Origin of the sequence: Pseudomonas sp. B21-021 (genome assembly GCF_024749205.1) — a bacterium.
Classification (GTDB): Bacteria; Pseudomonadota; Gammaproteobacteria; order Pseudomonadales; family Pseudomonadaceae; genus Aquipseudomonas; species Aquipseudomonas paraglycinae.
Window position 1 is genome coordinate 5413912 of record NZ_CP087192.1, and the last position, 20805, is coordinate 5434716.

20 protein-coding genes and 2 tRNA genes are annotated in these 20805 nt (G+C 60.4%); 13 read left to right on the plus strand and 9 right to left on the minus strand.

Annotated elements, in window-relative coordinates; genetic code table 11:
- Positions 1 to 55: 55 nt before the first annotated feature.
- Genes murI through hemA form a run of 5 tightly spaced genes read right to left on the minus strand, consistent with a single transcriptional unit; the run spans position 56 to position 4785 of the window.
- The gene (gene murI, locus LOY31_RS24300) at positions 56 to 847 is read right to left on the minus strand and encodes a glutamate racemase (protein WP_085606991.1); all 792 of its coding nucleotides are present in this window, start codon (positions 845 to 847) and stop codon (positions 56 to 58) included.
- Positions 840 to 1595: a molybdopterin-synthase adenylyltransferase MoeB gene (locus LOY31_RS24305; RefSeq protein WP_258712306.1), complete on the minus strand. Its 756-nt coding sequence runs from the start codon at positions 1593 to 1595 to the stop codon at positions 840 to 842. Before LOY31_RS24305 ends, murI begins: the two co-directional genes overlap by 8 nt.
- Positions 1589 to 2419 (minus strand): peptide chain release factor N(5)-glutamine methyltransferase, encoded by an 831-nt coding sequence (prmC, locus tag LOY31_RS24310; RefSeq protein WP_007951712.1) that lies wholly within the window; start codon positions 2417 to 2419, stop codon positions 1589 to 1591. Before prmC ends, LOY31_RS24305 begins: the two co-directional genes overlap by 7 nt.
- Complete coding sequence (gene prfA / locus LOY31_RS24315) at positions 2420 to 3502, minus strand: peptide chain release factor 1 (protein WP_007951714.1); 1083 nt, start codon at positions 3500 to 3502, stop codon at positions 2420 to 2422.
- Positions 3499 to 4785: a glutamyl-tRNA reductase gene (gene hemA, locus LOY31_RS24320; RefSeq protein WP_007951716.1), complete on the minus strand. Its 1287-nt coding sequence runs from the start codon at positions 4783 to 4785 to the stop codon at positions 3499 to 3501. The genes prfA and hemA overlap by 4 nt, the downstream gene beginning before the upstream one ends.
- Positions 4786 to 4967: 182 nt before the next feature.
- Here hemA and LOY31_RS24325 point away from each other — a divergent pair, with 182 nt between their 5' ends.
- The 8 genes from LOY31_RS24325 to ychF all read left to right on the plus strand — a co-directional run bounded on the left by LOY31_RS24325 (position 4968) and on the right by ychF (position 11892).
- Positions 4968 to 6692 carry a tetratricopeptide repeat protein gene (locus LOY31_RS24325; RefSeq protein WP_085606997.1) on the plus strand — a complete coding sequence of 575 codons (1725 nt, stop codon included), beginning with the start codon at positions 4968 to 4970 and terminating at the stop codon, positions 6690 to 6692.
- Between the two features lie 3 nt (positions 6693 to 6695).
- Positions 6696 to 7313, plus strand: coding sequence for a lipoprotein insertase outer membrane protein LolB (lolB, locus tag LOY31_RS24330; protein ID WP_007951721.1), 618 nt, complete (start codon positions 6696 to 6698; stop codon positions 7311 to 7313).
- A 3-nt stretch (positions 7314 to 7316) separates the two neighbouring features.
- Entirely contained in the window at positions 7317 to 8168 is an 852-nt protein-coding gene (gene ispE, locus LOY31_RS24335; RefSeq protein WP_258712307.1) for a 4-(cytidine 5'-diphospho)-2-C-methyl-D-erythritol kinase, read from the plus strand.
- Between the two features lie 37 nt (positions 8169 to 8205).
- Positions 8206 to 8280, plus strand: a tRNA-Gln gene (locus LOY31_RS24340).
- Between the two features lie 47 nt (positions 8281 to 8327).
- The gene (locus tag LOY31_RS24345; protein ID WP_003171603.1) at positions 8328 to 9269 is read left to right on the plus strand and encodes a ribose-phosphate pyrophosphokinase; all 942 of its coding nucleotides are present in this window, start codon (positions 8328 to 8330) and stop codon (positions 9267 to 9269) included.
- A gap of 141 nt (positions 9270 to 9410) precedes the next feature.
- On the plus strand, positions 9411 to 10013 hold the full coding sequence (locus LOY31_RS24350; RefSeq protein ID WP_007951725.1) for a 50S ribosomal protein L25/general stress protein Ctc: 603 nt from the start codon (positions 9411 to 9413) through the stop codon (positions 10011 to 10013).
- Between the two features lie 171 nt (positions 10014 to 10184).
- Positions 10185 to 10769 (plus strand): aminoacyl-tRNA hydrolase, encoded by a 585-nt coding sequence (pth, locus tag LOY31_RS24355; RefSeq protein ID WP_007951726.1) that lies wholly within the window; start codon positions 10185 to 10187, stop codon positions 10767 to 10769.
- 22 nt (positions 10770 to 10791) lie between these two features.
- Entirely contained in the window at positions 10792 to 11892 is a 1101-nt protein-coding gene (ychF, locus tag LOY31_RS24360; RefSeq protein ID WP_085607001.1) for a redox-regulated ATPase YchF, read from the plus strand.
- A gap of 63 nt (positions 11893 to 11955) precedes the next feature.
- On the opposite strand, the gene LOY31_RS24365 is transcribed toward ychF, so the two are convergent.
- Positions 11956 to 13173 carry an MFS transporter gene (locus LOY31_RS24365; protein WP_221534783.1) on the minus strand — a complete coding sequence of 406 codons (1218 nt, stop codon included), beginning with the start codon at positions 13171 to 13173 and terminating at the stop codon, positions 11956 to 11958.
- Positions 13174 to 13506: 333 nt separating this feature from the next.
- On the opposite strand from LOY31_RS24365, the gene LOY31_RS24370 reads away from it, so the two are divergent.
- Together LOY31_RS24370 and LOY31_RS24375 are read left to right on the plus strand one after the other, a co-directional pair.
- The gene (locus LOY31_RS24370) at positions 13507 to 15564 is read left to right on the plus strand and encodes a methyl-accepting chemotaxis protein (RefSeq protein WP_258712308.1); all 2058 of its coding nucleotides are present in this window, start codon (positions 13507 to 13509) and stop codon (positions 15562 to 15564) included.
- 115 nt (positions 15565 to 15679) lie between these two features.
- Positions 15680 to 15756, plus strand: a tRNA-Met gene (locus LOY31_RS24375).
- Between the two features lie 84 nt (positions 15757 to 15840).
- Here the strand turns inward: LOY31_RS24375 and LOY31_RS24380 are convergent.
- Positions 15841 to 16941, minus strand: a complete 1101-nt coding sequence (locus LOY31_RS24380; RefSeq protein ID WP_085607007.1) for a M14 family metallopeptidase — start codon at positions 16939 to 16941, stop codon at positions 15841 to 15843.
- Between the two features lie 154 nt (positions 16942 to 17095).
- Here LOY31_RS24380 and ggt point away from each other — a divergent pair, with 154 nt between their 5' ends.
- The 3 genes from ggt (at position 17096) to LOY31_RS24395 (ending at position 19866) form a co-directional block, all read left to right on the plus strand.
- On the plus strand, positions 17096 to 18928 hold the full coding sequence (gene ggt / locus LOY31_RS24385; RefSeq protein WP_085607009.1) for a gamma-glutamyltransferase: 1833 nt from the start codon (positions 17096 to 17098) through the stop codon (positions 18926 to 18928).
- Between the two features lie 260 nt (positions 18929 to 19188).
- Positions 19189 to 19491 (plus strand): type II toxin-antitoxin system HigB family toxin, encoded by a 303-nt coding sequence (locus LOY31_RS24390; protein ID WP_064378527.1) that lies wholly within the window; start codon positions 19189 to 19191, stop codon positions 19489 to 19491.
- Between the two features lie 3 nt (positions 19492 to 19494).
- Positions 19495 to 19866, plus strand: a complete 372-nt coding sequence (locus tag LOY31_RS24395) for a type II toxin-antitoxin system HigA family antitoxin (protein WP_074692315.1) — start codon at positions 19495 to 19497, stop codon at positions 19864 to 19866.
- Between the two features lie 134 nt (positions 19867 to 20000).
- Here the strand turns inward: LOY31_RS24395 and LOY31_RS24400 are convergent, their stop codons facing one another.
- Together LOY31_RS24400 and LOY31_RS24405 are read right to left on the minus strand one after the other, a co-directional pair.
- A complete protein-coding gene (locus tag LOY31_RS24400; protein WP_085609286.1) occupies positions 20001 to 20222 on the minus strand; it encodes a helix-turn-helix transcriptional regulator in 222 nt (73 codons plus the stop codon).
- Positions 20223 to 20229: 7 nt separating this feature from the next.
- Positions 20230 to 20790, minus strand: a complete 561-nt coding sequence (locus LOY31_RS24405) for a DUF2975 domain-containing protein (RefSeq protein ID WP_221534785.1) — start codon at positions 20788 to 20790, stop codon at positions 20230 to 20232.
- Positions 20791 to 20805 lie beyond the last annotated feature (15 nt).

The following is a 20805-nucleotide window of genomic DNA, read 5'->3' on the forward strand; positions in this document are numbered from 1 at the left end:
GAAATCCGCGCTTGGTCAGAAGTTCAGCTGAATTTTTAGTTATTTCACATTTTTTTTACAAGGTGAATTTTTCGACGTCGCCATCGACTTGACCCAGCAGGGCGAGGGTCTTGCGCAAAGACGCGGGATCGGCGCTGGTCCAGAATCTGACCGGCCGGTTCGGCCCTTCGGCGAGCAGATCACGCTCGGCCAGCAGCCGCTGCAATTGACGTGCTACCGCCGCGCCCGTATCGATCAGGCTGATGCTCTCGGGGATCATCGACTTCAGCATCGGCTTGAGAAACGGGTAGTGGGTGCAGCCCAGAATGATCGTGTCGCAACCGTTGGCCAGCAGCGGATCGACGTAGTGCTTGAGCAATGCACGCAGCTCGGCGCTATGCAGATCGCCGCTTTCAATCCGCTCGACCAGTCCGGGGCACGGTTGAGTGATGACCCGTACATCCGTGGCAAAACGATCGAGCAGCGCTGCAAACTTTGCACTCTGCAAGGTGCCGGTGGTGGCGAGTACCCCCACCACGCCGCTGCGGGTGGCGGCGGCGGCCGGTTTGACCGCCGGCTCCATGCCGACAATCGGCCATTCGGGAAAGTCCCGGCGCAGATCGGCGACGCCGGCCACGGTCGCGGTGTTGCACGCGATCACCAGCGCCTTGGCGCCCTGCTCGCGGAAGAAACCGGCCATCACGCTGCAACGCTGGCGGATGAATTCCGGGGTTTTCTCGCCATAAGGAATGTGGCCGCAATCGCCGAGGTACAGCAGCGATTCATTCGGTAGCAGTTGCTGGATTTCCGCCAGCACCGACAGACCGCCGACGCCGGAATCGAAGACGGCAATCGGCGCTTCACGCATGCTGCGAACCACAGACACTGCAACCGGGGTCGCGCTTGACCCGCAGCTCACGGAAACGCGAGCCCAGCGCATCGATCAACAGCAGACGCCCCACCAGCGGTTCGCCGAAACCCGCCAGCAACTTCAGGGCTTCCAGCGCTTGCAGGCTGCCGACCAGACCGACCAGCGGCCCGACCACGCCGGCTTCGCTGCAAGTCAATTCGGCTTCGCTGCCGTGACCGTACAGGCAGTGGTAACACGGGCTCTCGGCACGACGCGGGTCGAACACCGAAAGCTGTCCTTCGAGGCGGATCGCGGCGCCGCTGACCAAGGGCTTGCGCGCCGCCACGCACGCGGCATTGACCGCTTCGCGGGTGGAGAAATTGTCCGAGCAGTCGAGCACCAGATCCACCGCCGCCACGGCTGCGGCGAGAGAATCCTCGTCCAGTGCCTGACGATGGGGCACCAGCTTGATTTCAGGATTGATCGTGCTCAGGCGCTTGAGCGCCGAGTCGACCTTGGTCATGCCGACGCTGTCGGTGTCGTGGATGATCTGGCGTTGCAGGTTGGTCAGGTCGACCGTGTCGAAATCCGCCAGGTGCAATTCACCGACACCCGCCGCCGCCAGATACAACGCCACCGGCGCACCGAGACCACCGAGGCCGACGATCAATACCCGGCTGTCCTTGAGCTTCAACTGGCCATCGATGTCGATGTGTTGCAGCAGGATCTGCCGACTGTAGCGCAACAATTCCTGATCATTCAGCACGGCAGGCGCCCCAGGCTGATCCGTTGATGGCCGCCCAGATCGGTGCGGCTGTGGACTTCTTCGAAACCTTGCGTCAGCAGCAGATCGCGCACGGCTTCGGCTTGATCATAGCCGTGTTCGAGCATCAGCCAGCCACCGGCTTCCAGATGGGCCGGCGCCTGGGCGATGATCAGGCGCAGATCGTCGAGCCCGTCGATGCCGGCCACCAAGGCGCTTTCCGGCTCGAAACGCACATCGCCTTCCACCAGATGCGGATCGGCAGCGCGAATGTACGGCGGGTTGCTGATGATCAGCTCGAAACGCTTGCCTTCGAGGGCGCTGAACCAGTGACTGCTCAGCACCGTGGCGTTGTTCAAGTGCAGGCGCTGGCGATTGCGTTCGGCCAGGGCCACGGCTTCCAGCACGCGATCCACGGCGGTGACTTTCCACGCCGGGCGCTCGCTGGCCAGGGCCAGGGCAATCGCCCCGCTGCCGGTGCCGAGGTCGAGAACTTTGGCCGGGGTCGCCGGCAACAATTCCAGTGCGGCTTCCACCAGCAGTTCGGTGTCCGGGCGCGGGATTAGCGTGTGCGGCGCGACTTCCAGATCCAGCTTCCAGAAACCCTGCTGACCCAGAATGTAGGCCACCGGCTCGCCGCTGCGACGACGTTGCAGGTACTCGGCGAAGACCAGTGCGGCTTCGCTGGGCACGATGCGCTCGGGCCAGGTGTGGAGAAAACTGCGCGACTTGCCCAGCGCGGCGGCCAGAAGCAATTCGGCGTCCAGACGCGCGGTGGGCGAATCCGGCAATTCGGCGGCGCGCAACAGGCTGGCGATGATGGTCATTTACTCACCTATCGCTGCGAGCTGGTCGGCCTGGTATTCGGCCAGCAACGGCTCGATCACCGCTTCGACGCCACCGGCGAGGATTTCGTCGAGGGAATACAGGGTCAGGTTGACGCGGTGGTCGGTGACCCGGCCCTGGGCAAAGTTGTAGGTACGGATGCGCTCGGAGCGGTCACCGGAACCCACCAGCAATTTACGTTCGCTGGCGATGGCGTTGGCCGCCGCCGCCGTCTGCTGGTCGTTGAGTTTGGCCGCCAGCCAGGCCATCGCACGGGCACGGTTCTTGTGCTGGGAACGTTCTTCCTGGCACTCGACAACGGTGCCGGTCGGTATGTGGGTGATGCGGATCGCCGAATCGGTGGTGTTGACGTGCTGACCACCGGCCCCGGAGGAGCGGTAAGTGTCGACGCGCAAATCCGCCGGGTTGATCTCGATGGCTTCACGCTCGTCCGGCTCGGGCAATACCGCCACGGTGCAGGCCGAGGTGTGGATACGGCCCTGGGATTCGGTGGCGGGTACACGCTGTACGCGGTGCGCGCCGGATTCGAATTTCAGCTTGCCGTAAACGTTGTCGCCTTCGATGCGGGCGATGACTTCTTTATAGCCACCGTGTTCGCCTTCGTTTTCCGAAAGGATCTCCACGCGCCAGCCACGCCGTTCGGCGTAACGCGAGTACATGCGGAACAGGTCGCCAGAGAAGATCGCCGCCTCGTCGCCACCGGTGCCGGCGCGGATTTCGAGAAACACGTTGCGCCCGTCGTTGGGATCCTTGGGCAGCAACATGCGCTGCAGGTCGGATTCCAGCGTGATCAGCAACTCCTTGGCTTCGCGGACTTCTTCCACGGCCATTTCACGCATGTCCGGGTCGCTGTCCTTGAGCAGCGCCTGCGCGCCTTCAAGATCACTTTGTACGCCGAGCAGCTTTTTATAGCCTTGTACCACCGGCTCAAGTTCGGCGTATTCCTTGGAATAGGCGCGGAATTTGGTCTGGTCGGAAATGACTTCGCCGTCGCCGAGCAGCGCGGTCAGTTCCTCGAAACGGTCCTGGAGAATGTCCAGCTTATTGAGCAGTGACGCTTTCATTGCGGTTTTTTATCCGAAAAGCTATCCGGTGAGCCCTCGAGGGCAAAGAGTTCCTGAGCCATGGCCAGCGCATCGAGGCGGCCTTCGGCAGAAAGCTTTTTCAACTGCACGCTCGGAGCGTGCAGGAGTTTGTTGGTCAGGCCACGGGCCAGTTGCCCGAGCACGTCTTCGGCGTTGCCGCCGTTGGCCAGCAGGCGCAGGGCCTTTTGCAGTTCTTCGTCGCGCAGGCGTTCGCTCTGTTGACGATAGGCCTTGAGCACATCGACCGCCGCCAGCTCGCGCAGGCGCACCATGAAATCGTCGGCGCCGACCGAAACCATCTCTTCGGCCGCCTGCGCTGCACCCTGACGGCTCTTGAGGTTTTCGGCGACCACTTCGTGCAGATCGTCGACGCTATAGAGGTAAACGTCGTCGAGTTCGCCGACTTCTGGCTCGATGTCACGGGGAACGGCGATGTCGACCATGAAGATCGGCTTGTGCTTGCGCAGCTTCAGCGCGCTTTCCACTGCGCCCTTGCCGAGGATCGGCAACTGACTGGCGGTAGAACTGATGACGATGTCGCTGCGTACCAGTTCGGCAGGAATATCCGAGAGCAACACTGCGTGGGCACCGAACTGCTCGGCCAGCAGGCTGGCGCGCTCCAGCGTCCGGTTGGCGACCACGATTCTCTTGACCCCGAGTTCATGCAAATGACGGGCGACCAGAGTGATGGTCTCGCCGGCACCGATCAGCAGGGCCTGGCTGCGTTGCAGGTCACTGAAAATCTGTTTGGCCAGGCTGACGGCGGCAAATGCCACGGACACCGGGTTTTCGCCGATGGCGGTGTCGGTACGGACTTGCTTGGCGGCATTGAAGGTCGCCTGGAACAGTCGCCCGAGCAGCGGCCCGATGGTGCCGGCCTCGCGGGCCACGGCGTAGGCCGATTTCATCTGGCCGAGAATCTGCGGTTCGCCCAACACCAGCGAGTCGAGCCCGGAGGCGACGCGCATCATGTGACGAACTGCCGCATCATCTTCATGCACATAAGCGCTCGCGCGCAGCTCATCGAGGCTTAAATGGTGATAGTCGGCCAGCCAGCGCAGCACGATATCGGCCGAAAGCTGATCCTGTTCTATATACAGCTCACTGCGATTGCAGGTGGAGAGGATCGCAGCTTCGCGGCTGTCGGTGAGTCGGCAGAGCTGCTGCAAGGCCTCCACCAGCTGCTCAGGGGTAAAGGCCACGCGCTCGCGGACGTCTACTGAAGCAGTCTTGTGGTTGATACCGAGTGCAAGGAAGGCCATTCAAGGTCGCTGATGGTGACGTGAAGCCGGCAATTGTCCTACTTCGTCAGATTCAGAACAACTACCGCTGACTATTGTCCCAATTGTCGGCCCCTATAATGGCCACAATCGAGACTCGGTTATGTTTGGCCGAAGGCTTGTGTCATGATGATCCGACCGCAGGTTAGTCGTCCTCTTCCTATATGAATAGATCTTCCGCGTTGCTCCTCGCTTTTGTCTTCCTCAGCGGCTGCCAGGCCTTGGCCCCCGTTTCGCAGGACGGTGCCTCACCGGTCGAAGACACCACGCCGGCTCCTGAAAAGCCCAAGGTTTACAGCTCGTTCAGCCAGGAAACGGTGTTCAGCCTGCTGAGCGCCGAACTCGCCGGCCAGCGCAATCGTTTCGACATTGCCCTGGACAACTACGTGACCCAGGCCATCAACACCCAGGATCCGGGCGTTTCCGAGCGCGCCTTCCGCATCGCCGAGTACCTGGGCGCCGACCAGCCGGCCCTCGATACCGCGCTGATCTGGGCGAAAAACGCCCCGGACGACCTCGAAGCGCAACGCGCCGCCGCCGTGCAACTGGCTCGCGCCGGGCGCTATGACGACTCGATGGTCTACATGGAGAAAGTCCTGCAGGGCAAGGGCGACACCCATTTCGACTTCCTCGCGCTGTCGGCCGCCGACACCGACCAGGAAACCCGCAACGGCCTGATGAAAAGCTTCGACCGCCTGTTGCAGCGTCACCCGAACAACAATCAGCTGATTTTCGGCAAGGCCCTGCTGATGCAGCAGGATGGCGACACCAAGGGTGCGCTGACCCTGCTCGAAGACAATCCGCCGGAAGACGGCGAGATCGCCCCGATTCTGCTGCGTGCACGCCTGCTGCAAGGACTGAATCGCGGCGACGAAGCGCTGCCGCTGCTGCAGAAAAGCATCAAAAAGTATCCGGACGACAAGCGCCTGCGCCTGACTTACGCGCGGATGCTGGTGGAACAGGACCGGATGGACGACGCCAAGGTCGAGTTCTCCACCCTGGTTCAGCAATACCCGGAAGACGACGAACTGCGTTACTCGCTGGCGCTGGTCTGCCTGGAAGCCAAGGCCTGGGACGAGGCCAAGGGCTATCTGGAAGACCTGATCGCCCGGGAAAGCCACGTCGATTCGGCGCACCTGAACCTGGGCCGTATCGCCGAAGAACGCAACGACCCGCAAGGCGCGCTCATCGAGTACGCCCAGGTCGGCCCCGGCAACGACTATCTGCCGGCGCAACTGCGTCAGGCCGATATTCTGATGAACAACGGCAAGACCGCCGAAGCCCAGAGCAAACTGGCCGCCGAGCGTGACGAACAACCGGATTACGCGATCCAGCTGTACCTGATCGAAGCCGAAACCCTGTCCGCCAACAATCAGGGCGACAAGGCCTGGAAAGTCCTGCAACAAGCGTTGCAGCAGTACCCGGACGATCTGAATCTGCTTTATACCCGCGCGATGCAGGCGGAAAAACGCAATGACCTGGCGCAGATGGAAAAAGACCTGCGTCTGATCATCAAGCGCGATCCGGACAACGCCATGGCCCTCAACGCCCTCGGCTATACCTTGTCCGACCGCACTACTCGCTACGCGGAAGCCAAGGCGCTGATCGAGCAGGCGCACCAGATCAACCCGGAAGACCCGGCGGTGCTCGACAGCCTCGGCTGGGTGAACTTTCGCATGGGCAATCTGGAAGACGCCGAGAAATACCTGCGTCAGGCCCTCGAGCGCTTCCCCGACCACGAAGTCGCCGCGCATCTGGGCGAAGTGCTGTGGGCCAAGGGCAAGCAGCGCGAAGCGAAACAAATCTGGGGCAAGTTCCTCAAGGACCAGCCTGACAGCACCATCCTGCGCAGCACCATCAAGCGCCTGACCGGATCCGAGACTCTTTAACTCATGTTTTTGCGCCACGTCATAGTTTTCAGCTTCATCGCCCTGCTCGCCGGTTGCGCGGGTTTCGGCGCCCGTGAATCGGTCGAAGGCCACGGCAATCCGGCACAGTGGGCCGCGAACAAACAACACCTGACCGGCCTCGACGGCTGGCAGATCGACGGCAAGATCGGCATTCGCGCCCCGAAAGACTCGGGCAGCGGCACGCTGTTCTGGCTGCAACGTCAGGACTACTACGACATCCGTCTGTCCGGCCCGCTGGGTCGTGGCGCGGCGCGACTGACCGGTCGCCCGGGTGCGGTGTCGCTGGAAGTGGCGAATCAGGGCCGGTATGAAGCGCCGACTCCGGAAGCACTGGTCGAAGAGCAACTGGGCTGGAAATTGCCGGTCTCGCATCTGGCCTGGTGGGTTCGCGGCCTCCCGGCACCCGATAGCAAAAGCCGTCTGACCCTGGACGGCAACAGCCGTTTGGCCAATCTGGATCAGGATGGCTGGCAGGTCGAATACCTCAGCTATGCCGAACAGAACGGTTACTGGCTGCCCGAGCGGATCAAACTGCACGGCACCGATCTGGACGTGACGCTGGTCATCAAGACCTGGCAACCGCGCAAATTGGGGCAATAACGCATGACCGCTCCACGCCTGACGCTGCCATCGCCGGCCAAACTCAACCTGATGCTGCATATTCTCGGTCGCCGTGAAGACGGTTATCACGAGTTGCAGACGCTTTTTCAGTTCCTCGACTACGGCGACGAAATCACTTTCGCCGTGCGTGGCGATGGCGTGATCCACCTGCACACCGAATTCGACGGCGTGCCCCACGACAGCAACCTGATCGTGCGCGCGGCGAAGAAACTGCAGGAACAATCCGGCTGCTCGCTCGGCATCGATATCTGGATCGACAAGATCCTGCCGATGGGCGGCGGCATCGGTGGCGGCAGTTCGAACGCGGCCACCACCCTGCTCGGCCTCAATCACTTGTGGCAACTGGGTTGGGATGAAGATCGACTGGCTGCACTGGGCCTGACACTGGGCGCCGACGTGCCGGTGTTCGTGCGTGGCCATGCGGCTTTCGCCGAGGGTGTCGGCGAGAAACTGACCCCGGTCGAGCCCGCCGAACCGTGGTATGTCGTGCTCGTTCCGCAAGTCTCTGTTAGTACGGCAGAAATTTTTTCAGATCCATTGTTGACACGTAACACGCCGCCCATTAAAGTGCGCCCCGTTCCCGAGGGAAACAGTCGAAATGACTGCTTGCCGGTGGTATCAAGGCGTTATCCAGAAGTACGTAACGCATTGAATTTGTTAGGTAATTTTACCGAAGCAAAACTCACCGGAACTGGAAGTTGTGTGTTTGGGGGCTTCCCAAGCAAAGCTGAAGCTGATAAAGTCTCGGCCCTTCTGACAGAGACCCTTACAGGGTTTGTAGCGAAAGGAAGCAACGTTTCGATGTTGCATCGCAAGCTGCAAAGTCTGCTCTAAAGGAACCAAGTGCCCGGCACTTGCAAGCAACAGATACAGGGGCGTCGCCAAGCGGTAAGGCAGCAGGTTTTGATCCTGCCATGCGTTGGTTCGAATCCAGCCGCCCCTGCCATTTTCCTATACTCATCCAGGTATACCCTCAGCCTTCAGGTACTGCGCGTGTCCAAGATGATGGTCTTTACGGGGAACGCTAACCCCGATCTGGCTCGGCGTGTCGTACGTCAGCTGCATATCCCTCTCGGTGACATCTCTGTCGGTAAATTCTCCGACGGCGAAATTACAGCCGAGATCAATGAAAACGTTCGTGGTAAAGACGTCTTCATTATTCAGCCGACTTGCGCTCCGACCAACGATAACCTGATGGAACTGGTAGTGATGGCTGATGCCTTCCGCCGCTCCTCGGCTACTCGTATCACTGCTGTTATTCCTTATTTTGGTTATGCCCGTCAGGATCGCCGTCCGCGTTCCGCACGTGTGGCTATCAGCGCGAAAGTCGTTGCTGACATGCTCACCGTAGTCGGCATCGACCGTGTTCTCACGGTTGATCTGCATGCTGACCAGATTCAGGGTTTCTTCGATATTCCGGTAGATAACATCTACGGCTCCCCTGTTCTGGTGGATGACATCGAAGATCAGCGCTTCGAGAACCTGATGATCGTGTCCCCGGACATTGGTGGCGTCGTGCGTGCACGTGCCGTTGCCAAATCCCTGGGCGTGGATCTCGGGATCATCGACAAACGCCGTGAGAAAGCCAATCACTCTGAAGTGATGCATATCATCGGTGATGTCGAAGGGCGTACCTGCATCCTGGTCGATGACATGGTCGATACCGCCGGCACTCTGTGCCATGCGGCCAAGGCCCTGAAAGAGCATGGCGCAGCCAAGGTCTTTGCCTACTGCACACACCCTGTGCTGTCGGGTCGGGCCATCGAGAATATCGAAAATTCCGTGCTGGACGAGCTGGTGGTCACTAACACCATCCCGCTGTCCGCTGCAGCACAAGCCTGTGCACGTATCCGTCAACTGGATATCGCACCGGTTGTTGCCGAAGCGGTTCGCCGCATCAGCAATGAAGAATCGATCAGCGCGATGTTCCGTTAAGGGCCCTGCCCTTCTCGAAATGTCTCGTTGACGAAAAGCGCCCCGCCCCGGCATTCCTGCCGGGGCGGGGCTTTTTTGCCCATACCGTGTTCGGCGCTGGTCGCAAACGCCACTCGGTCATGGCTATTTTGGAGATACAAAATGAACGATTTTACTCTGAATGCTGAAGCGCGTTCCGACCTGGGGAAAGGTGCGAGCCGCCGCCTGCGTCGTCTCGCCGCCCTGGTTCCAGCTGTTGTTTACGGTGGCGACAAAGCCCCTGAATCCATCAGCATGCTGGCCAAAGAAGTTGCCAAACTGCTCGAAAACGAAGCTGCCTACAGCCACGTTATCGAACTGAACGTTGGTGGCACCAAGCAGAACGTGATCATCAAGGCTCTGCAACGTCACCCGGCCAAAGGCCACGTGATGCACGCTGACTTCGTACGCGTTGTAGCTGGCCAGAAACTGACCGCCATCGTTCCTGTGCACTTCATCAACGAAGCTGCTCCAGTGAAGAAAGGCGGCGAAATCTCGCACGTTGTTGCCGAGATCGAAGTTTCCTGCCTGCCAAAAGATCTGCCTGAGTTCATCGAAGTCGACCTGGCTAACGCTGAAATCGGCACCATCGTTCACCTGTCGGACCTCAAAGCTCCTAAAGGTGTCGAGTTCGTGGCTCTGGCACACGGCGATGACAAGGCTGTTGCCAACGTCCACGCTCCACGTGTTGCTCCAGAAGCTACCGAAGAAGGCGCAGCAGAGTAATTCACTCTGTCATGCCTGAGTGAGCAGGTAACATCGCGGACTGGAACGTAGCGAGAAAGCGGGCGGGAACGCGGAGTTTACATCCATGGTAAATGAGCATTTTTCGTCCACTTTCGCCGCCTTCCCTGATCGCGGCGATGTTATCCACCACTCAAAGGAAGGGCCCCTATCGTGACTGCCATCAAACTGATCGTTGGCCTGGGAAATCCAGGCGCTGAATACGAGCAGACCCGGCATAACGCAGGGGCCCTTTTTGTTGAGCGCATCGCCCACGCACAGAACGTGAATCTCGTGGCCGATCGCAAGTATTTCGGCCTGACCGGGCGCTTCTCGCATCAGGGTCAGGATGTTCGTCTGCTGATTCCCACCACCTACATGAACCGCAGCGGCCAGGCCGTGGCGGCACTCGCCGGTTTCTTCCGCATCAAGCCTGAAGAAATCCTGGTGGCGCACGACGAACTCGATCTGCCTCCGGGCGTCGCCAAACTCAAAGTCGGCGGCGGCCATGGCGGTCACAACGGGTTGCGCGACATCATTGCGCAATTGGGCAATCAGAATACGTTCCACCGCCTGCGGCTCGGCATCGGCCACCCGGGTGTCGCCAGTATGGTTTCAAATTTCGTCCTGGGTCGTGCGCCACGCGCCGAACAGGAAAAACTCGATGCCAGCATCGACTTTGCCCTCGGCGTGCTGCCGGATATCCTCGCCGGTGAATGGAACCGCGCGATGAAAAACCTGCACAGCCAGAAGGCCTGACTCTAATCCGAGGGGAAACACCATGGGATTCAATTGCGGCATCGTCGGCCTGCCTAACGTCGGCAAGTCCACCCTGTTCAACGCCCTGACCAAATCCGGGATCGCGGCCGAGAACTTCCCCTTCTGCACCATCGAGCCGAACAGCGGCATCGTGCCGATGCCGGATCCGCGTCTGGACGCTCTGGCGGCCATCGTCAATCCGAAGCGCATCCTGCCGACCACCATGGAATTCGTCGACATCGCGGGCCTGGTTGCCGGCGCCTCGAAAGGTGAAGGCCTGGGCAACAAGTTCCTGGCCAACATCCGCGAAACCGACGCGATCGCTCACGTCGTGCGCTGCTTCGAAGACGAGAACGTGATCCACGTTTCCAACAGCGTCGACCCGAAGCGCGACATCGAAATCATCGACCTGGAACTGATTTTCGCCGACCTCGACAGCTGCGAGAAGCAACTGCAGAAAGTCGCGCGCAACGCCAAGGGCGGTGACAAGGACGCAGTGGCCCAGAAGGCCCTGCTCGAACAACTGATCCCGCACTTCACTGAAGGCAAGCCTGCACGCAGCCTGATGAAGAACATGAGCGCCGACGAAAAAGCGATCATCAAGGGCTTCCACCTGCTGACCACCAAGCCGGTCATGTACATCGCCAACGTCGCTGAAGACGGTTTCGAGAACAACCCGCACCTGGACGTGGTCAAGGCCATCGCCGAAGAAGAAGGCGCGATGGTTGTTCCGGTCTGCAACAAGATCGAAGCGGAAATCGCCGAGCTGGACGACGGTGAAGAGAAAGACATGTTCCTTGAGGCCCTGGGCCTGGAAGAGCCTGGCCTGAACCGCGTGATCCGCGCCGGCTACGAAATGCTGCACCTGCAGACCTACTTCACCGCCGGTGTCGAAGAAGTCCGCGCCTGGACCGTCCGCGTCGGTGCCACCGCACCACAAGCCGCCGGCGTGATCCACACCGACTTCGAGAAAGGCTTCATCCGCGCCGAAGTGATCGCCTACAACGACTTCATCCAGTACAAGGGCGAAGCGGGCACCAAGGAAGCCGGCAAATGGCGTCTGGAAGGCAAGGATTACATCGTCAAAGATGGCGACGTGATGCACTTCCGCTTCAACGTGTAAAAGCTGCACCCAAGAAAAAGCCGCGTTTGATACGCGGCTTTTTTGTGCCTGAAATTCGGCCCGTCAGGCCTTTTGGGTTCTCGGCAGGAAGATCGCCAGCACCCCGAACAGCGGCAGGAACGAGCACAGGAAGTACACGTACTCAATGCCGTGAATGTCCGCCAGATGCCCGAGCAACGCCGCACCGATCCCGCCAAATCCGAACATCAGACCGAAAAACACCCCGGCAATCATTCCGACATTGCCCGGCACCAGTTCCTGCGCGTACACCACGATCGCCGAGAACGCCGAAGCGAGGATGAAACCGATCACCACGCTCAGAACGCTGGTCCAGAACAGGTCGACATGCGGCATCAGCAGCGTGAACGGCGCCACGCCAAGGATCGAGAACCAGATCACCGCCTTGCGCCCGATCTTATCGCCAATCGGCCCGCCGAAGAACGTGCCCGCCGCCACCGCGCCGAGGAACAGGAACAGATGCAGCTGTGAACTGGCCACCGACAGGTCGAACTTCTCGATCAGGTAGAACGTGAAGTAGCTGGTCAGGCTGGCCATGTAGAAGTACTTGGAGAACACCAGCAACCCGAGCACCACCAGCGCGCTGATCACCCTGCTCTTCGACAGTCCGTGAGTGGCGGCCTGGCCGGCCTTGAGCTTGAACAGGTTCAGGTGATGGGCGTACCAGCGGCTGATGCGATAGAGCACGAACAGCGCAAACACCGCGAACAGTCCGAACCAGGCCACATTGCCCTGCCCGAAAGGAATGATGATCGCCGCCGCCAGCAACGGGCCGAACGCCGAACCGGCGTTACCACCGACCTGAAACGTCGATTGCGCCAGACCGAAGCGCCCGCCCGACGCCAGACGCGCGATACGAGAAGCTTCAGGGTGGAAAGTCGAAGAGCCGATACCGATCAGCGCCGCTGCCAACAGAATCAACGGGAAACTGCCAACCATCGACATCATCACAATGCCGATCAGCGTGCACACGGAACCTGCCGGCAGCAGCCACGGTTTCGGATGCCGGTCGGTGTGATAACCGACCCACGGCTGCAACAGCGAAGCGGTCAATTGGAAGGTCAAAGTGATCAGGCCGACCTGGGTGAAACTCAGGCCATAGTTGGCCTTGAGCATCGGATAGATCGACGGCAGCACTGACTGGATCAGGTCATTGATCAAATGCGCCAGCGCCACCGCGCCGATGATGCGCATCACCAGTGGACTGTTCTGGGGAGGAGCGGACGCCGAGGCAGCGGCGGTCTGAACGTTGCTGATAGCCATGGGAGTTTCCGGACTGCAGATGGGTGCACGCGGGCAGGTGCGTCAATGTGCCATTTTTCGGTGCGCCAGCGCCATCCCCTTAGCCAGCTAACGAACTATTCAGTCGTCGCGCCACAAGTGATAGCGCAACGCCATGGTCTGAATCTTGCCTTGCTTATCCGCTTGAACGCGGCGCCCTTACAAAGGGCATCGAGAATGGGAAGTTTCGCTACAGAGCCGGCCTACAGAGCGGGCAAGGGTGAACTTTCGAGGCCTTTTAGCAGGGCACCAATCCCGGTCGCAACGACCGCGATGCACGCCGATGGTGCGTGGTGTCCAGAGGAGTCATGGGGCATGCAGGCTTTTTTATCACCGGGGATCAGGTTGCTGGGGCGGTTTGGCTTCGCGCGTAAATTCCAGTTGTTGTTTCTGCTGTTTATCCTGCCATTGGCCGGCAGCCTGTTGATGATCGGCCAGGACTATCGCGAAAAACTCAACCTGATTGCCGGCGAACGTGCCGGTGTGCGGCAGTTGCTCGCCCTCGATGCACTCGACAATCTGCTCGCCGCCCAGCGCGACCGCGCCGCCCGTTGGCGCGCCACGGAAACCAACCGCCAGCCGACGCCCGCCACCCTTGCGGCCATGGCCGCCTTCGATAGCGTACAACCTGCTGTTGCCCAGGCGACGCTGGACTTGGGCAATGCCTTGCAAGCCGAAGGCGCGGAAGGAGAAACCCTGACTCGCTATCAGGCGCTGCAAGCCGCGCTCAATGGTCTGGACTCGAAAAGCCTTTCCGGTGTCGGTTGGTGGCCGGACGGTTACGACCGATTCACCAACGCCCTCAGCGCCCTGCAAGCGTTGCGTGAGCAGATCGCGATGGACAATCGCCTGATCCTCGCGCCTTGGCTGGAAACCTATCTGCTGACGCAGATTTCCACCCAGCACGCACCGGACCTGATCGAACGTGTCGGCCGACTGGCAGCCGTCGGCCAGGCGTCGGTGGTATCCGGCCAGTTCACCCTGCAAAGCCGTCTGCAACTGCGTGACCTGCGCAGCCGCATCGGCGATGCCCGTGAGCAGTTGGTGAAAACTGCGGGCCTGCTCGAAGCGCGTCTGCCGCCGGCCCTGCAAGGCTGGGCCGGGCAATATCACGACAGCCTCAAACAACTGGATGCCGGTCTGAAAGTGCTGGATGACGGCGTGTTCGGCGGCAGCATCAATCTCAAGCCTGAAGAGTTCGAGCGCACTCTCGATGCCCTGCTCGGCAACCTCGCCACGCTGCGCCAGCAATCGCTGGTTTCGCTGGATCAGCGCCTGGATGACTACCACGGATCGGCGATTCGTCAGTTCATCGTTGTCGCCGCTGTGTTCGGTTTCCTGTTGCTGGCGGCGCTGTATCTGTTCGTCTGCCTGCAAGCCTCCATCCGTCGTAGCGCCAGCGGCATCACGCTGCTGGCCGAGGCTCTGCGCGACGGTAATCTGAGCCTGCAAGTGCCGGTCGTGGGCCGCGATGAATTGGCTTCGATCAGCACCGCACTCAACGTGGCGGTGGTGCAATTGCGTACCAGCCTGCTGGGTGTCGATCACGAGACTTCGCAACTGAGCAACGCGGTGCGCAGCCTCAACGATCACTCCAGCGGCGCTCTCAGCGAAGTCGAGGCCCAGCAATTGCAGATCAGCCAGATCGCCGCAGCGGCCACGCAACTGGCGGCGACGTCTCAAGGCGTGGCGCAGAGTTGCGAACAGGCTTCCGGCAGCGCCCAGCACACCCGGCGCATCGCTGCCGACAGCAGCCGTGACAGTCAACGGACCACGGCGAGCATTCAGCAGCTCAATCAGCGCCTGAACGAAACTGCCGCAGCGCTCGGCCGGGTCAGCGAGCAAGGGCAGCAGATTCAACTGGTGGTCGACACCATTCGCGGCGTCGCCGAACAGACCAACTTGCTGGCGCTCAACGCCGCCATCGAAGCCGCGCGGGCCGGGGAGCAAGGTCGCGGTTTTGCCGTGGTGGCCGACGAGGTGCGCAGCCTGTCGCAACGTACGCAATCGTCCACGGCGCAGATCGCCGGCACGGTCGACAGCCTGCGCAATACGGTCAATGAAGCCGTGAGCCTGATGGAGGCTGCCTGCGGCCAGGCGCAATCGGACGCGGAAGCGGTCACGGGACTTGGCGAACGCCTGGGGGAAATCGCCAGCGCCGTGCAGAGTGTCACCGACACCCTCGCCCAGATCGCCACAGCGGTAGAAGAACAGGCGAACACTGCCGATGAGGTCAGCGGCAATATCCAGCAGGTCGATCAAGCGGCGGTTCGTCTGCTCGAAGGCGCGCGGGCCGTGAACCTCGCGGCGGATACCTTGAGCCAGGGCAGCCATGCCTTGAGTGCCAACACCGGAAGATTTCAGCTGCGTTGAAAGCCCCTCCCGCCCCGATTTTCGGCGCGGGAGGATAAGCGGTTGAAAATAAGAAGAAATATTTTGAATTTACGCTTGACGCTTTTCCATTTCAGGGGAATAATGCGCGCCACTTGGCTACATAGCTCAGTTGGTTAGAGCATAGCATTCATAATGCTGGGGTCCGGGGTTCAAGTCCCTGTGTAGCCACCAAGTACTAAAAACGGCTTACCGAAAGGTAGGCCGTTTTTTTATGCCTCGAGAAAAGTGCCGGCCATCGTCAGCCGGCATTTTCTTTTATCCGGCCAGTGCCGCCAGCCCTTTCGTCCAGATCTGCCGCGTGCGCAAACCGACCATCGCTCGCCAGTCCGGATCGGCGGGATAGAACTGCTCCAGCAGATTCAATTTGATCTCGCGCCCCGTCGCATCCAGCGGATCGCCATGCAGATGCAGCCAGTGATCGTCGCGCAGGTAACGATGCACGTCCGGCCCCGGATAAGTCCCGCACTCGATCACGAACGGCATCAGTTGCACATTCGGCAGCGCATTGAGCAGTGCCTGCGAGGTGTAGCCGGTGGCGGTTGCCGCAACGCCGGTTTCACTCAGGGTTTCGGCTCCAGTGTGCAGCGTGTAGAGCCACGGGCCGTAAATCGACTGCGCCTTGGCCAGCGCTGGATACGGCGCCTGGGTAATCGTCAGCAGCATCGGATGCCCGTACTCGCCTGCGCCGGTGTGCAGGTCGAAACACATCACGGTTTCAGCACCGGCCAGATGATTCTCGATGATTGAGTGCAGCGTGCGATTCGACCAACTCGGCGCGAGTCCGCCAAAGAACAATCCGTCGGGATGACTGTGCTGACCGCCCTCGACAATCGACATGACAGCCGGCCAGCCGTGCTCGGCAATTTGCGCATCCAGCAAGGCATCAGCCTTTTGCCGCTCGGGGCCATTCAAATCGGTGCAGGCGTAAATTTCATGCAGCGCTGCGTAAGCGCGGTTGTCCGGAAGCGGTCGGTTGAAATCCAGGTGATTGCGGTTGAGGTCGATATTGTCTTCGTTGACCCGCCGCAGCCACGTCGTGCCCCACGGGTTGATCAGGTGAACCATCACGACCGCGACATCCTTCGGCAGCGAGTCCGGCGTGAAATGCTCGAACCAGTCGATCTGGCACTCCGATCCGTAATAACCCTCAACCCCGTGGGTGCCGCTGAGCGCCACCAGGCGCCGTTTGGCCGCTGGATCCCCCAGCACCGCGACATCGGTACTCAAAGACTCGCCAAACGGCCCATTGAGCGGATGCGCGTACGAAGAGAGCGTTGCACCCGCAACCTTTGCGGCGGCTAGAAAGCGCTCGCGTTGTTCGCGATAGCTGGGCTGGGTCGGAAACTCGTTGTGCATGGCGGCCTCTTGTTGATTGTTCTGGCTTCACGTTTGCCCATGACCCTACAGAAAATCCGCCAAGGCATGAAGGACAAAGATACCTCCGGTTTGCGTCGTACACGGTCGGCCGATACAGTCCGTCAGACTTTTATCCCACGGACGGAGAGCCCGCGTGTTTCCAGCCCTGCCCCTGAACCGTTTTCGCCTGCCCGCCCTGACGCTGATCGTCAGCGCCATCGCCCTCACGGCCTGCAACGCACCGCCCTCCTCGACCCTGCCGCTGGCACCGGAAGCCGCCTCCGGTTACCGCACCGGCCTGCAAGCCAGCCACGCCGAAAAACACATGGCCGCCGCTGCCAATCCGCTGGCCGCCGAGGCCGGTCGCGAGATGTTGCGTCAGGGTGGTTCCGCCATCGATGCCGCCATCGCGATGCAAGCCGTGTTGACCCTGGTCGAACCGCAATCCTCCGGGATCGGTGGTGGCGCGATGATCGTGCTGTGGGACGGCAAACAAGTGCGCACCTACGACGGTCGCGAAACCGCACCGGCCGGTGCGACCGAGAAGCTGTTCCTGCAGGCCGATGGAAAACCGATGCCGTTCCCGCAGGCGCAGATCGGTGGACGCTCCGTCGGCACCCCGGGGGTAATGCGTGCATTAGAGCTGGCGCACAAAAAGCACGGCCGCTTGCCGTGGGCGACATTGTTCGAACCGGCGATCAAACTGGCCGAGCAGGGTTTTGCGATCTCCCCGCGCCTGCATTCGCTGCTGGAATCCGACCCGGTGATTCGCCGCTCGCCGGACATGGCCAAGTACTTTCTGAACAGCGATGGCAGCGTCAAAGCCGTCGGCACTCGCTTGCAGAATCCGGCGCTGGCCGCCGTGCTCAAACGCATCGCCAACGAAGGTGCGGACGCACTGTACAAAGGCCCGATCGCCGAAGAGATCGTGGCCAAGGTTCAGGGCCACGCCAACCCCGGCAGCCTGTCGCTGAACGACCTTCAGCACTATCAGGCCAAGGAGCGCGCGCCCCTGTGCACCGACTACAAACGCTGGCAGGTTTGCGGGATGCCGCCGCCATCATCGGGCGGAATTGCAGTGGCGCAGATTCTCGGCACCTTGCAGGCGCTGGAAACCCGCGATCCGCGCCTGTCCCTGACGCCGCTCAAACCTGTGAAGACCGATAAACCCGCCGGCATCGAACCTGCGCCGCAAGCCGTGCACCTGATCGCCGAAGCCGAGCGCCTGGCCTACGCCGACCGCGCGCAATACGTAGCCGATACCGACTTTGTGCCGGTGCCGGCCAAGGGCCTGGTCGATCCGGGTTACCTGGCCAGCCGCGCCAGCCTGATCGGCGAACGCAGCATGGGCACAGCCAAACCCGGCACACCGCCGGGCGTGCAGGTCGCCTACGCGCCGGATCGCTCGCCGCTGCGCATTTCCACCTCGCAAGTGGTGGCCGTGGATGACTTCGGTGGCGCCGTCTCGATGACCACCACCATCGAAGCAGCGTTCGGCTCGCACCTGATGGTTCAGGGTTTCCTGCTCAACAACCAGATGACCGACTTCTCGTTCATCCCCGAAGAGAACGGACAGAAAGTCGCCAACCGCGTAGAGCCCGGCAAACGCCCGCGCTCATCGATGGCGCCGACCTTGATCTTCGACCGCAACAGCGGCGAGTTCGTCGCCACCGTCGGTTCTCCCGGCGGCTCGCAGATCATCGAATACGTGGCCAAAACCACCGTCGGCCTGCTCGACTGGAACCTCGACCCGCAAAGCGCGATCAGCCTGCCCAACTTCGGCAGCCGCAACGGCCCGACGGAACTGGAACAGGGCCAGTTCAGCCCGACGCTGATCCAGGCACTCAAGGACAAGGGCCACACCGTCAACGAAATCGACATGACCAGCGGCACCCAGGCAATCGTGCGAGTCAAGGATGCTCAGGGGAAGACAACGCTGGCAGGTGGGGCGGATCCTCGGCGTGAAGGGGTAGCGTTGGGGGATTGAATCAACACTGCCAACTGAAAAAGGCTTACCGAGAGGTAAGCCTTTTTTGTAGGTCCATGAATCCAATTCGGCTAAATCACGCTGCCTTTTCCTACACCGGAAAAATGCTGTCCGGGATAGAGTTTTCCTCCACTGAATTCACTCCCCCCTTTCCCTCCACTGCCGACAGCATCGGTAAAAGTCATCAATTGACACCAACCATTTGTCCAGTATCCACCGACAGACTTGCAGCAGTCCCACAGCGGGACTAGGATCACGCCATGAGAATCATCGCCATCAGTCAGCTAAAAGTCTTTTGGGAACGATATCCGGAAGCAGAGCAGCCATTGCTGGCATGGATAGACGAAGCAAGAAAGGCAAGCTGGAAAACACCTGTGGATATCAAGTCACAGTTTGCTTGCGCCAGCATTCTGAAAAGCCGAAGAGTTGTATTCAATATCAAAGGCAATTCCTATCGCCTGATTGTCGCCGTGGCGTACCGCTTTGGCGCGGTGTACATAAAATTTGTCGGCACTCACAAACAGTACGACGCAATCGACGCTGATACCGTCGAAATGGAGTAACCCATGAACATACGTCCGATTCATACCGAAGAAGACTACCGTGCGGCGCTCAAAGACGTGTCCGCTCTTTTCGAGAATGAGCCAGAGCCCGGCACGCCTGAAGGTGATTACTTCGACATCATGATCACCCTTATCGAGGCCTATGAGGCCAGACACTTCCCACTCGACCTGCCCAACCCGATTGACGCCATAAGGTTTCGGATGGAGCAGTCCGGGCTGTCAGCCGCCGATCTCGCTCCAGCAATTGGCCGGACAAACCGCGTTTATGAAGTTCTGAATGGCAAACGCGCGCTGACGCTTCCCATGATCTGGAAGCTTCACGAATTGTTCGGTATCCCGGCAGAGAGTCTGATCAAACCCATGAAATCGGTCTGATAAAAAACAATCGTGCAGGCACCTCAACATGTATTGCCTACCCTGAATTCCGCACCCACCCAATGAAGAAGGCTTACCGAGAGGTAAGCCTTTTTTGTAGGTCCATGAATCCAATTCGCCAGCAACCGACCCCCTCAGGCGTCACCCTCCTCCTCCGCCACCCGAACCAGCAGATCCCCGGGCTGACAGTTGAGGTACTCGCAGATGGCATCCAGGGTCGCCAGTCGCAGCCCTTTGACCTTGCCCTGTTTGAGCAGCGACAGGTTGGCCTCGGTGATGCCGATGGCGGCTGCAAGGTCTTTGGATTTGACCTTGCGCAGCGCGAGCATCACATCCAGTTGAATCACGATAGGCATGAGGACCTCAAATAAACGTACGGTTTTCCCGATCGACTTCACTGGCCTGCGCCAGAATCCGCGCGATGATCGAAATGCACGCGGCCAGAAACAACGCGACGAATGAGGCAGCCGTGATGCTCAGGGTCAACAGCCGCTCACCGACCGGCGCATTCTGGGTGACCCACAGGCTGAGCATCGGCTCACAGAGGAAATCCAGCAGCACCCAGATCGCCACGGCTCGCCCGACCTTGCCCAGATGCTCCGCCGTTTCCCGGGCGAAATACTCACCTCGCGCGTAACTCTGAAACAGCCGGCGCAAATGGTTCAGGCCCGACGCCAGCGCCAGCAGGGGAATGCTCGACAGCAAGATCCCGCCCAGCTTCTGCCACCACGGAAACAGCGTGGCGGTGTCGGCCATTTGTGACAGCTGGCGCTCGGTCAGCGCAAACCCCAATCCCCAGCCTTCCTTTTCCGCCAACGGTGGGTAAACCCATATGACAGCATTGAGCAGCAGCATCACGACGATCAGGATCAACGTTATCGTCGCCATGCGCCGACTGAATTGCACGAGCCCGTGGGTGGTCATGGGAAAGCCTCACAA

Bases quoted from the DNA above. Each gene is read 5' to 3' on its own strand.
- murI (WP_085606991.1), bottom strand. From the start codon at position 847: ATGCGTGAAGCGCCGATTGCCGTCTTCGATTCCGGCGTCGGCGGTCTG.
- prmC (WP_007951712.1), bottom strand. From the start codon at position 2,419: ATGACCATCATCGCCAGCCTGTTGCGCGCCGCCGAATTGCCGGATTCG.
- prfA (WP_007951714.1), bottom strand. From the start codon at position 3,502: ATGAAAGCGTCACTGCTCAATAAGCTGGACATTCTCCAGGACCGTTTC.
- hemA (WP_007951716.1), bottom strand. From the start codon at position 4,785: ATGGCCTTCCTTGCACTCGGTATCAACCACAAGACTGCTTCAGTAGAC.
- LOY31_RS24325 (WP_085606997.1), top strand. From the start codon at position 4,968: ATGAATAGATCTTCCGCGTTGCTCCTCGCTTTTGTCTTCCTCAGCGGC.
- lolB (WP_007951721.1), top strand. From the start codon at position 6,696: ATGTTTTTGCGCCACGTCATAGTTTTCAGCTTCATCGCCCTGCTCGCC.
- ispE (WP_258712307.1), top strand. From the start codon at position 7,317: ATGACCGCTCCACGCCTGACGCTGCCATCGCCGGCCAAACTCAACCTG.
- LOY31_RS24350 (WP_007951725.1), top strand. From the start codon at position 9,411: ATGAACGATTTTACTCTGAATGCTGAAGCGCGTTCCGACCTGGGGAAA.
- ychF (WP_085607001.1), top strand. From the start codon at position 10,792: ATGGGATTCAATTGCGGCATCGTCGGCCTGCCTAACGTCGGCAAGTCC.
- LOY31_RS24365 (WP_221534783.1), bottom strand. From the start codon at position 13,173: ATGGCTATCAGCAACGTTCAGACCGCCGCTGCCTCGGCGTCCGCTCCT.
- LOY31_RS24370 (WP_258712308.1), top strand. From the start codon at position 13,507: ATGCAGGCTTTTTTATCACCGGGGATCAGGTTGCTGGGGCGGTTTGGC.
- LOY31_RS24380 (WP_085607007.1), bottom strand. From the start codon at position 16,941: ATGCACAACGAGTTTCCGACCCAGCCCAGCTATCGCGAACAACGCGAG.
- LOY31_RS24390 (WP_064378527.1), top strand. From the start codon at position 19,189: ATGAGAATCATCGCCATCAGTCAGCTAAAAGTCTTTTGGGAACGATAT.
- LOY31_RS24395 (WP_074692315.1), top strand. From the start codon at position 19,495: ATGAACATACGTCCGATTCATACCGAAGAAGACTACCGTGCGGCGCTC.
- LOY31_RS24400 (WP_085609286.1), bottom strand. From the start codon at position 20,222: ATGCCTATCGTGATTCAACTGGATGTGATGCTCGCGCTGCGCAAGGTC.
- LOY31_RS24405 (WP_221534785.1), bottom strand. From the start codon at position 20,790: ATGACCACCCACGGGCTCGTGCAATTCAGTCGGCGCATGGCGACGATA.